The sequence below is a fragment of the Kribbella flavida DSM 17836 genome (assembly GCF_000024345.1).
In the GTDB taxonomy this organism is placed as follows: domain Bacteria; phylum Actinomycetota; class Actinomycetes; order Propionibacteriales; family Kribbellaceae; genus Kribbella; species Kribbella flavida.
In genome coordinates this window covers 7111001-7122207 of record NC_013729.1, presented here as the reverse complement: position 1 = coordinate 7122207, position 11207 = coordinate 7111001, and the positions used below count along the sequence as shown (strand labels likewise).

The 11207-nt window shown below is 71.5% G+C and carries 9 protein-coding genes; 8 read left to right on the top strand and 1 reads right to left on the bottom strand.

Annotation, left to right across the window (positions count from 1 at the left end; translation table 11 throughout):
- Nucleotides 1–80 precede the first annotated feature (80 nt).
- Complete coding sequence (locus tag KFLA_RS33045; RefSeq protein WP_148256799.1) at nt 81–287, bottom strand: hypothetical protein; 207 nt, start codon at nt 285–287, stop codon at nt 81–83.
- A 182-nt stretch (nt 288–469) separates the two neighbouring features.
- Between KFLA_RS33045 and KFLA_RS33040 the strand changes: the two genes are divergently transcribed.
- The 8 genes from KFLA_RS33040 (at nt 470) to KFLA_RS33000 (ending at nt 11132) form a co-directional block, all read left to right on the top strand.
- Nucleotides 470–3196, top strand: coding sequence for a patatin-like phospholipase domain-containing protein (locus tag KFLA_RS33040; RefSeq protein WP_012924193.1), 2727 nt, complete (start codon nt 470–472; stop codon nt 3194–3196).
- A 573-nt stretch (nt 3197–3769) separates the two neighbouring features.
- Nucleotides 3770–5197 carry an FGGY-family carbohydrate kinase gene (locus tag KFLA_RS33030; RefSeq protein WP_012924192.1) on the top strand — a complete coding sequence of 476 codons (1428 nt, stop codon included), beginning with the start codon at nt 3770–3772 and terminating at the stop codon, nt 5195–5197.
- Nucleotides 5194–5811, top strand: a complete 618-nt coding sequence (locus KFLA_RS33025; protein WP_012924191.1) for a histidine phosphatase family protein — start codon at nt 5194–5196, stop codon at nt 5809–5811. Before KFLA_RS33030 ends, KFLA_RS33025 begins: the two co-directional genes overlap by 4 nt.
- A complete protein-coding gene (locus KFLA_RS33020; protein ID WP_012924190.1) occupies nt 5808–6602 on the top strand; it encodes a DeoR/GlpR family DNA-binding transcription regulator in 795 nt (264 codons plus the stop codon). Before KFLA_RS33025 ends, KFLA_RS33020 begins: the two co-directional genes overlap by 4 nt.
- A 42-nt stretch (nt 6603–6644) precedes the next feature.
- Entirely contained in the window at nt 6645–8165 is a 1521-nt protein-coding gene (locus KFLA_RS33015) for an FGGY-family carbohydrate kinase (protein ID WP_012924189.1), read from the top strand.
- On the top strand, nt 8162–9178 hold the full coding sequence (locus KFLA_RS33010) for a 2-hydroxyacid dehydrogenase (protein ID WP_012924188.1): 1017 nt from the start codon (nt 8162–8164) through the stop codon (nt 9176–9178). Before KFLA_RS33015 ends, KFLA_RS33010 begins: the two co-directional genes overlap by 4 nt.
- Entirely contained in the window at nt 9175–9858 is a 684-nt protein-coding gene (locus tag KFLA_RS33005; RefSeq protein ID WP_012924187.1) for a glycerophosphodiester phosphodiesterase, read from the top strand. The genes KFLA_RS33010 and KFLA_RS33005 overlap by 4 nt, the downstream gene beginning before the upstream one ends.
- Before the next feature lie 77 nt (nt 9859–9935).
- Nucleotides 9936–11132, top strand: a complete 1197-nt coding sequence (locus KFLA_RS33000) for a Gfo/Idh/MocA family protein (protein ID WP_012924186.1) — start codon at nt 9936–9938, stop codon at nt 11130–11132.
- The last annotated feature ends 75 nt before the right edge of the window (nt 11133–11207 follow it).

The window sequence follows — 11207 nt, the reverse complement described above, 5'->3', positions numbered from 1 at the left end:
CCCGAGCCTTCGTTCTACGACCCAGGACCGACGATGTAAACCATTCACATCACCGTCGAACAGTCCGCCACCCCGCACCGTCAGCGGTCCTTCTCGGCCTGCTTCCGGTAGAACTTCTCCAGCTTCTTGGTCGCCGCCTTCTCGGCCCGGCCGGCCCGGTTGATCCCGTCCGCCGCCCCCTTGATCGCCGTCATCCGCCCCGGCAGACCGTGAGCTTCGCGGGCCGCCTTCTGCGCCCCCTCCCACTTCTGCTTCTGTGACCCCGCCTCCTCGATGGCCTCGATCAACTTCCGCTCCTTGCGCCTGTCACCCCAGCTGCCCACAGGTCTCTCCTCTTCACGATCCGGTCGGAACTACGGCGGCTCTGACGCGCGTGTGGTCCGGACTGGTTCCCCGTCTTGCCCAAGGCAACTGAGCGCGTTGCGTCCCACACCTGGAGTAACCGCCGGCCGAGGCGCATCATGGGGCGATGCAAGGCGAATCGGAAGGCAGCCGGGGTGAGGCGTCGATCGAGCAGATCGGCCGCCGGCGCACCTTCACCCGTACCCTCTCGCTCGCGGTCGTGCTGTTCGTCGTGCAGCAGCCGATGGTCGACGCGGTGCGCGACAACGCCGCCTCCGCCTTCGCCTGCGAGGTGCCAGGCCGGCTGTCGCTGCTCGTCGACGTGCTGTTCGTCGGCGCCGCGGTCTACGCGGGGTACCGCGCGTACAAGTACGTCCGCTTCCTCGGGTTCCCGGGCTGGCAACGGGTCGCCGCGGTCGGCGCGCTCGTGGTCTGCGTCGCGGCGGCGCTCGACCTCACCGAGAACTTCTTGCTCTGGGGCGAGCTGGGAGCGCTGTCCGGCGCCTGCTCCGGGCTGTCGCTCGGCTGGTTCAGCTGGCTGATGCGCGCGATCTGGCTGGCGGGCGCGGTCGTGCTCGGCATCAGCCTGCTCGCCACCAGTCGCTTCGGGCAACGAAAGTTCTACGGCCGCGACCCGTCGCCGCGGGCAACGTTCGAGCGCGAGCAGGAGGCCGGCCCGGACCAGGACCGGCTGGTCATCTGCTGCTCCGGTGGCGGCATCCGTTCGGCGTCCTTCTCGCTCGGCGCCCTGCAGCTCCTGCGGGAGAAAGGCCTGTACGACAAGGCGTCCACGGTGATCGGGGTGAGCGGCGGTGGCTACATGGCAGCCGCGTTCCACGTCCTGCGGCGGACCAGCGCCGACCCGTTCGGACCGGGATCGCCAGAGCTCGCGCGACTGCGCCGGCAGACGCGCTACCTGCTGCAAGGCACCCGCGCGGCCTTCCGGGCAGCGATGTCCGTGCTGTTCGGCCTGGTGGTGAACCTGCTGCTGATCGGCATCGTGCTGCGCGCAATCGCCTGGGTGCTCGGCTGGTTCCTGGCCGACCAGCGCGTGGTGGTCCCCGGCTTCGCCCAGCTCCACGTGGACTGGCGCCCGGACGGCTCCTGGCGGTACGTCGGCCTGTCGGTCTTCCTGCTCGCGGTCAGCGCGGCAGTGTTCGTGCTGGAGAAGGTGTGGGACCGCTGGGCCCGCATGCCGGACCCGGTCCGCCTGGTCCTGACCAGCGTCAGCGGCGTCGCCCTGCGGTACGGGATCCCGGTCGCCGTGCTGCTGCTCGGAGTACCAGGAGGCCTTTACCTGCTGGGCAAGCTCCCCGGCAGCGATCCCGACCAACCGAGCTTGCCCTCGGCGTTGCTCGCGCTGGTCGATCCGACCAAGCAGGGGGTGGCCTCCTTCTCGGCGCTGGTGGTGGTCCTGGTCGGGCTCGGCCGCACAGTGTGGAACGGGCTGGCCGTGGAGAGCACCGACCCGGCCGAGTCCGGTCTGCGTAGCCGCCTGGTCGCCTTCGCCCGGAACAAGCTGGCGCCCTGGGTGGGCAGCGCGATCATCGTGCTCGCCGCCGTCATCGTCCTGCTGCGCTGGACCGGCGGCTACGCCACCGACCGGTCGTACCAGGAGGACTGGTCGGTCGCCCTGGTCCTGGCCGCGATCGCGCTGGCGATCAAGGTGCTCACCGACGCGAACCGGACCTCCCTGCACTCCTTCTACCGCGAGCGGTTGTCCCGCGCGTTCCTGGTCGAGCGCGCGCCGAGCGGCGCGGCCGTCAGCCTGGACTACAGCATCCGCCTGCAGTACTCCGACTGGGCCAAGCCGAAGACCGGTGGGCCGCGCCTCGTCATCGCCGGCGTGGCGAACGTGTCCGACGCCGAGTTCGTGCCCAGCCGGCGCGACTGCGTGCCGTTCGTCTTCGACCCGGACCGGATCGGTGTCGTCGGCGACCGTTCGCTGCCGGCCGGCGGACGACGGGAGACCGCCGACTACGAGCGCGAGGCGGACATGCTGAAGCGCGAGGTGACCGTGCCGGCCGCGATGGCGATCAGCGGCGCCGCGGTCAGCCCGCTCACCGGCCGGGTGAACAGCCGCACCCGTCCCGTCCGGCTCCTGCTGGCCCTGCTCAACGCGCGTCTCGGCGTCTGGCTGCCCAACCCGTACTGGAACAACCATGCCGACGGCACACCCGCGTTCCCCGAGGTCACGACCTTTCCCGCCCGGGTCCGCCGGTACGTCGGCAGCGTGATCGACAAGCCCGGGCCCTACCGGCTGCTGCGCGAGGCGATCGGGGCGCCGTCCTTGTACGACCGGCGCATCTACGTCACCGACGGCGGCCACTACGACAACCTCGGTCTGGTCGAGGCGCTGCGCCGCAAACCTGCCCAGGTGATCGTCATCGACGCGTCGAACGACCCGGAGGACCGCTTCAACGCCCTCGGGGAGGCGATCGCCACGGCGCGGATGGACCACGGGATCCGGATCGACCTCGATCCGTCCCCGCTGGTCCGCGGGGCCAAACCGCGCGCGGACCGCGCCTGGGCCTATGGCATCGCCACCCATCCGGCGCCGGCGGAAGGCGCCGACGAGCCGAAGACCGAGATCTTCTTCCTCAAGGCCCTGCTCACCGGCCATCTCAGCTGGGACGTCGAGCGGTACGCCGCCGAGCACCCCGACTTCCCCCGCCGCTCCACCGGCGACCAGTTCTACGACGAGTGGGACTTCGAGGCCTACCGGACGCTCGGCTACACGCTGGCCGAAACCCTGGTCGCCCACCATCGCGTCGCGGCTCGGTTGGCTGCTCTGCCCGACGCCCCACCCACCTTGGAGCCGACCGGGGCAGTCGGCACCCAGAGTGGCGAGTGACTACTGCAGGTGTCTGGGCGGATCGAGATCTGGGCCCTAGACTTTACGAAGATTTAGGCGTGACGTTCGGTTCACCTGGTCGTTGAGCAGTCAGACACTTCTCGCGATCAGGTCCTGGGGATCCGGAAAGGCCGCCCGTGCACCGATTCAACACACCTCCGACGTGGCCCGAGCCGCCGAGTGCGTCCTGGCGTCCGCCGATCGGGTGGCAGCCCGACCCCGAGTGGCCGGACGCACCGGCCGGCTGGGGGTTCTGGGTGAATCGTCATGGTCGTCCAGCCAGTGGGCCGATCGGCGCGTTCGGCGCCGTGGATGCCGGCCGGCTCGAGGTGGCCACCGCCGACCGGTCGTTGCTGCTGATGCACGGATAGCCTGCTGCTCAGGCGGCCGCGCGTGACCTGAGCCGACTGGCTGGAGCCCTGTTGCCGGGTCTTGGAGTGTTCCAGGAGCCGTACGACGGGGCTTCTCGCTGTCCGGGTTGTTGCGCCCAGCGGAACGCGCGTCGTCTGGACTGGCGGTACTTATCGCAGTCTGATGTTATGTTACCAGCGGAACTAACATCGGGAGGCGGCTGTGGCGTGGATCGGCGTGGATCTCGGCACGCAGAGCGTCCGAGCCGTGCTGGTAGATCCGGCCGGGGCCGTCCTGGCCCGGGCCGCGCGCCCGCTGACGAGCCGCCGCGAGGGAGTCCGGCACGAGCAGAATCCGGCCGAGTGGACCGCCGCCGTCGGCCAGGTGCTGGCGGAGGTGGTGCAGGCCGGCGCGGGGCGGGCTGAGGTCGAGGGTCTGGCGATCTGCTCCACATCGGGGACTGTGGCGCTGACGGACCGGGATGGACGGGCGGTCTCGCCCGGGCTGATGTACGACGACGCACGTGCAGCGGACGTCGTACCGCGGATCGTGGCGGCCGATCCTGAACGGTGGGGTTCCGGGATGCAGCCGACCTGGGCGTTGCCGAAGGTGTTGTGGTTGCGGCCCCGAGCACAGCTGATCGCTCACAGCGCGGACGTGGTCGCCGCCGATCTGGCCGGACATCCGGTGGCCACCGACACCAGTCACGCGCTGAAGACCGGCTACGACCTCACTGCCGCCGGCTCCGGCCGGCCGCAGGTCGGTGCCTGGCCGGTGGAGGCGTTCGAGCGGTTGGGTCTACCGGCCGACCTGCTGCCGGAGGTCGTCCTTCCGGGCACCCGGATCGGCGCGGTCTCCGCGGCGAAGGCGCAGCTCACCGGAGTCCCGGCCGGTACGCCGATTTTCGCCGGAATGACGGACGGCTGCGCCGCGCAGATCGCCGCCGGCGCACTCAGCCCCGGCACCTGGAACTCCGTGCTCGGCACGACGCTGGTGCTCAAGGGCGTCACCAAGGAGTTGATCCACGACCCGAGTGGCGCCGTCTACAGCCACCGGCACCCGGACGGCGACGGCTGGCTGCCCGGCGGGGCCTCCAACACCGGCGCCGGCGCGCTCACCACGATGCTGCCGGGCGCCGACCTCGATGCCCTGGACCAGGCAGCGGTGGAGCTGGCCGCGCGCGGGCCGGTCGATGCCGCGATCTACCCGTTGACCAAGCCCGGTGAGCGGTTCCCGTTCGTGGCGCCCGACGCGCAGGGCTTCGAGCTGGGCGCCGTCCCCGACGACCTGCACCGGTATGTGGCGGTGCTGCAGGGCGTCGCGTTCATCGAGCGCCTCGCGTTCGAGCACCTGACGCAGCTGGGCGCCGAGCCGCCCCGATCCGTCGCGCTGACCGGTGGCGCCGTCCGTAGCAACCACTGGAACCAGCTCCGCGCCGACGTGCTCGGCGTACCGGTGGAGCTTCCGGCCGCGGCGGACCCGGCGTACGGGATGGCGGTGCTGGCCGCCTCAGGCGGTACGTCGGTGGCCGGGACCGCGCGCAGGATGGTCCGGATCGACCGGGTGATCGAGCCGCGGCCCGCCGGACGGCTCGACGACCTGTACGCCGAGTTCGTGGCCGAGCTGGATCGCCGGGGGTACCGCCGATGAGGACCGTCGTCGTCCTGGCGCGGCACGGCCGGACCGAGTGGCACCACGGCAACCGATACACCGGGTCCACGGATCTGCCGATCGACTCGGTCGGCCGGCAGCAGGCGGGGTACCTGCGGGCCTGGGCGGAGGAGTTCCGGCCCGACGCGCTCTGGTCGTCGACCATGCTCCGGGCCCGGCAGACCGTCGCGCCGACGGCCCAGTCGCTCGGTCTGGAGCCGATCCTGGACGCCCGGCTGCGCGAGGTCGACTTCGGTACGGCCGAAGGCAAGATGCTGAGCGAGCTGCCGCCGGCGGTGTCCCGCGCGTTCGAGCTGGATCCGGTGGCGAACCCGTTCCCGGGCGGCGAGAACGTCGCGCACGCCGCGGACCGGGTGCACGAGGTGTTCCACGAGCTCGCCCGGCAGCACCAGGGCGGCAAGGTGCTCGTGGTCGCGCACAACACGCTCATCCGGCTGCTCACCTGCCGGGTGCTCGGGCTCGAGCTGCGCGACTACCGCCGGCTGCTGCCGGCCCTCGGACCGGCCGCGTTGGTGCGCTTGCGGTGGCAGGACGGCACAGTGGGTCTCGAAGCATTCAACGTCCCCGCTGTACGAACGGAGATCCCGGCATGACCGAAGACGGCGACAGCGCCGAACTGAGCCGCCCGGCCCGCCGCCAGGCCGAGATCGCGGCGTACGTCGTCCAGCACGGCTCGGTGTCCGCGAACGACCTGGTCGAGGCGTTCGGGGTGAGCGTGATGACCGTGCACCGCGACCTGGACGAGCTGGAGCGCCAGGGCGTGGTCCGCAAGTATCGCGGCGGGGTGAGTGCCCAGCCGACCAGCGTGTTCGAGAGCAACGTCGCCTACCGGCTGACCACGGCGCAGGCCGAGAAGTCGGCGATCGCGCGGCACGCCCGGGCGATGATCGAGCCGGGCATGTCGGTGATGCTCGACGACTCGACCAGCGCGCTGGCCCTGGTCGAGCTGCTCGAGGACATCACTCCGTTGACAGTGGCAACGAACTTCCTGCCGGCCATCACCCGGCTGACGGCACTGCGCGACGTCACGCTGCTGGCGCTGGGCGGCATCTACTCCGCGACGCACGACTCGTTCGGCGGCATGCCGTGCGCGGAGGCGGTCGAGGCGTTGCACACCGATCTGCTGTTCTGCAGCGTGTCGGCGATCTCGGCGACGCACGCGTTCCACCAGGAGCAGGAGATCGTGCTGGTGAAGCAGGCGATGCTGCGCTCGGCGGGCACGAAGGTGCTGCTGGTCGACCACGGCAAGTTGCAGCGGACGGCGCTGCACCGGCTCGCACCGCTCACCGACTTCGACGTGGTCGTGGTGGACGAGAAGACGCCGGAAGACCTGGTGCGCGGACTGCGGGACCACGGCGTGACGGTGGAGGTCGCACCGCTGTAGCAGCGCGGGACAGTCAGTGGGGCACGGACGAGGAGGCGCCGGATGGACGTAGGGGTGGATGTCGGAACAACCGTCACCAAGGCCGTCGCCTTCGACGAGGCGGGCCGGCAGGTCGCGGAGGCGTCCCGGCCGACCCGGCTGGTCCGTCCGGGGCCCGGCCGGTTCGAGCACGACACCGACGAGATCGTTGCCTCGGTCAATGAGGTGGTCGCGGAACTGGTCGCCGCCACCGGAGTGAACGACGGTCTGCTGGCCGTCACCGCGCAAGGCGACGGCCTGTGGCTGGTCGACGCGGCCGGCAAGCCGGTCCGGCCGGCGATCTCCTGGCTGGACGCTCGCAGCGGCGGGATCCTGGAGCGGTGGACCGCCGACGGCGTGGCCGAGCAGGTCTTCCGCCGGTCCGGGAACCGGATGTTCCCCGGCGCCTCGGGACCGTTGCTGGCCGCAGTGCTCGCCGAGGAGCCCGACGTCCTCGGGCGGGCGGCGACAGCGGCGTACTGCAAGGACGTGGTGATGCAGCGGCTCACCGGCGTACGGGCGACCGACGTCTCCGACGCCTCCGCTCCCTTCCTCGATCCCCGCACCGGCCAGTACGACGCGGAGGCGCTCGCCGCCTGCGGGCTCACCGACTGGCAGCCCCTGCTCGCTCCGGTCGCACCGGATGGCCCGGTCGGTGAGCTGATCGACACCACGATCGGTCTTCCCGCGGGCACCCGCGTCTCGGCCGGCCCGTACGACTTGCCGGCCGCCGCGATCGGCGCCGGCGTGACCGAGGTCGGCGACGCCCTGCTGACCGTGGGCACGACGCTCGCCTGCCAGGTGGTCACCCGCGATCTCCCCGTGCACGGCGAACCGGCCGGCCTCTTGCTCAGCACCTGGACGCCCGGTGTCCGGCTCCGCGCGATGCCCGCGATGGTCGGCACGGCGGCGCTCGACCAAGTCCTCAAGCTGATCGGTGCGACCACCTCCCAGTTGCAGCAACTGCTGACCGACAGCCCGCCGGGCGCCAACGGCGTCACCGTGCTGCCCTACCTGTCCGAAGCCGGCGAGCGAGCACCCTTCGTCGACACCCGGGCGCGCGGGACCTTCGACGGCATCTCGGTCGCGACCACCCAGGGCGACCTCGTCCGCGCGACCTGCGAAGGCATCGCGTACGCCGCGCGGCACTGCCTCGACGCGGCCGGCTGGACCGGCAGGGTGACCGTGTGCGGCGGCGGAGCCCGCAGCAGCGAGTGGACGCAGATTCTCGCGGACGTGCTCAACGCCCCGCTGCACACGGCGGAGGCCTCGCAGGTCGCCGCCCGGGGTGCGGTGATCGCGGCGAAGCGCGTGCTCGGCCCGGTCGGCGACGAGTGGATCGCCGAGACCCGGCAGATCGATCCCGACCCGCACCGCGCGGCGCAGTACGCCGAGGGCTACGCGCACTACCTGCGCCGGATCGAGGCCGCCCGGCCGCGCTGGGCGGACCCGGCTCCCGTGCACCGCCCGCCGGTCGCACCTGGGCCGGCGACGACTCCGACGACTGCTCCCGTGCCCCGCCCGACGACGTCAGGAGTTCGATGAGAACCGTCAAGACCCTGCTGGCCGGTGACCACTTCGTCCGCAACGACCTGCTCGCCGACGCGTTGTCCGCGCTGCCGGACGTCACCTTCGACTTCCGGGAGGTGACGCTGCCGTGGCCGCTCACGCCGTTCGGGCCGGTGGCCGAGGTGGACGAGGCGAGCGACGCGGAGGACGCGCTGATCGAGGCGCTGCCGGGGGTCGAGCTCGCGATCACCCAGATGGGTCCGTTCACCGAGCGGGTGCTGCAGGCCGCGCCCGACCTGCGCTTCCTGGTCTGCTGCCGGGGCGGTCCGGTCAACGTGAACGTGCCCGCGGCCACCGAACGCGGCATCACCGTCGCCTCCACCCCGGGCCGCAACGCGGTCGCCGCCGCCGAGCACGCGGTCGCCCTGATGATGGGGGCCCTGCGCAAGCTTCCGCAGCTGCAGCGCACCCTCGAGCAGGGCGCGTGGCGCAGCGACCTCTACGCCTACGACGAGTGCGGGTCCGAGCTCGACGGCGCGACCGTCGGCCTGATCGGGTACGGCGCGATCGGCCAGCGGGTGTCGCGGGTGATGCTGGCCTTCGGCGCGAAGGTGCTGGTCGTCGACCCGGCGTACGACGCGGCCTCGCCGCCCGAGGGCACCGAGGTGGTCGGGCTCGACGAGCTGCTCGGCCGGTCCGACGTCGTCAGCCTGCACGCGCGGCTCACCGAGCAGACCCGCGGCATGATCGGTGCCGACCAGCTCGCCCGGATGCGGCGCGGCGCCGTCCTGGTGAACACCGCGCGGGGCGGCCTGCTCGACTACGAGGCGACCGTGGACGCGTTGGAGTCGGGCCAGTTGGGTGCGGCGGCGTTCGACGTGTTCCCGGCCGAGCCGTTGCCGGCCGGCTCGCGCCTGCTGACGGCCCCGAACGTGGTGATGACGCCGCACTTGGCCGGCGCCACCCGGCAGACCGCGCGCCGGGCCGGCTCGATCGCCGCCGAGGCCGTCGCCGCCTACCTGGCCGGCCGCGCGCCGGTCCGCGTGTGATCATCACCGGACACCGGGGCTCGCTCGGATCCGAACCGGAGAACACGCTGCGCTCGTTCCGGCGCGCGGTCGCCGACGGCTGCGACGAGATCGAGCTGGACCTGCGGGTGACGGCCGACGACGAGCTGGTGGTGCTGCACGACGCCACGGTGGACCGGACCACGAACGGCAGTGGGCCGGTCGAGGAGCTGACCTTCGACGAGCTGCGCCAGCTCGACGCGGGGCAGGGCGAGCAGGTACCGACCTGGGCGGAGACCGTCGAGGCGGTCGACGTCCGGCTGCAGGCGGAGGTCAAAGCCGCCCGGGCGGTGCCGTTGCTGGTCGCCTCGTTGCAGGCCGATCCGGCGCTCGCCGCGCGCACGATGGTGACCTCGTCGCACGCCGAGATCCTGCTGGCGGTCCGGCGAGCGCTGCCGGACGCGTCGACCGGCCTGATCTTCGGCCGGACCCCCGACGTCGCGGACGTGCTCGCGCTGACCCGCGCCGCCGAAGCCGGCACGGCGTTGTGCGGCAGCGCCGGACTCACCGTGGACGGCGTCGCCGAGCTGCACCGGGCCGGCCTCGACGTCACCGCCTGGCCGGTCCCGGATGCCGCGACGTTCGCCCGGGCGGTCGAGCTCGGCGTCGACGCAATCACCACCGACCACCCGGAACGACTCCGGTCCGTCGTGTCCTCCTAGGGGCGTGGCGTGCGTCACACATTTCAACGTGCGGATTTGTTCTTTCGTGGAACAAAAATGTGTGATTGCCTGGAGCCATGAGCATCAGCATCGGCGTGGTCGGAGCCGGCCAGTTCGCCCCTTCGTTCCTGCGGTTGTGGACCGCGCACCCGGACGTCTCAGCGGTCTCGCTGACCGACGTGCTGCCGGACCGGTTGGCCGAGATGGCCGAGCGGCAGGGCATCGCGGTCACCTACCAGTCGTTCGAGGACATGCTCGCCTCCGACGTGGACGCGGTCGCGATCTTCACCCAGCGCTGGCTGCACGGCGAGATGGCGATCCGTGCGTTGGAGGCGGGCAAGCACGTCTACTCGACGGTGCCGATGGCGATCGAGGCCGACCAGATCGCCCGGATCATCGAGCTGGTCAAGGAGACCGGCCTGACCTACATGATGGGGGAGACCAGCTACTACTACCCGTCCTCGGTGTACTGCCGAGACCGGCTGGCCAAGGGCGACTTCGGCCGGGTCTTCTACTGCGAGGGCGACTACGTCCACGACATGGATCTCGGCTTCTACGCGGCGTACCAGTACAGCGGTGGCGAGGACTGGAAGAAGACCGCGTCGTTCCCGCCCATGCTCTACCCGACGCATGCCGTCGGCAACGTCTTGTCGGTGACCGGCCAGCACGCCACCCACGTGTCCTGCGTCGGGGTCAAGGACGACCGGGGCGACGGGGTCTTCGACCGGGAGATCAGCCAGTTCGGCAACGACTTCTCGAACGCCACCGCGCTGTTCACGCTGGCCGACGGCGGGGTGATGCGGACCAACGAGATGCGCCGGGTCGGCTACCCGTCCCACATCCGGGAGTCCCGGCTGCGGGTGTTCGGCACCGAGGGCAGCTTCGAGCAGCTGGCCACGACCACGGTCTGGCAGACCAAGGAGGGCGTGCAGGACATCAGCCACCTGATGGAGACCACGCCGAGCGGTTCGCTGGAGGACGACGACCTGGCGAACGTCGACCCGGCGCTGCGGGACGCGTTCCTGTCCGGCCTGTCGCCGGTGCACGACCGCGGCCGGCTGCCCGCCGAGTTCGCCGGCCTGCACAACGGCCACGAGGGTTCGCACCACTTCCTCGCCGACGACTTCGTGCGCGCGGTCGCCGACAAGACCCTGCCCCCGATCAACGCCTGGGTCGCCGCCCGCTACACCCTGCCCGGCATCTACGCCCACCAGTCCGCCCTGCAAGGCGGCGTCCAGCTGGAGATCCCTGACCACGGCGACGCCCCGGCCTGACCCCCGAAACCGGGCGCAGCTCCGCCTTCCCTGAACACCTGAACGCCGTCCGGGCTCGGTCCGGACGGCGTTCGT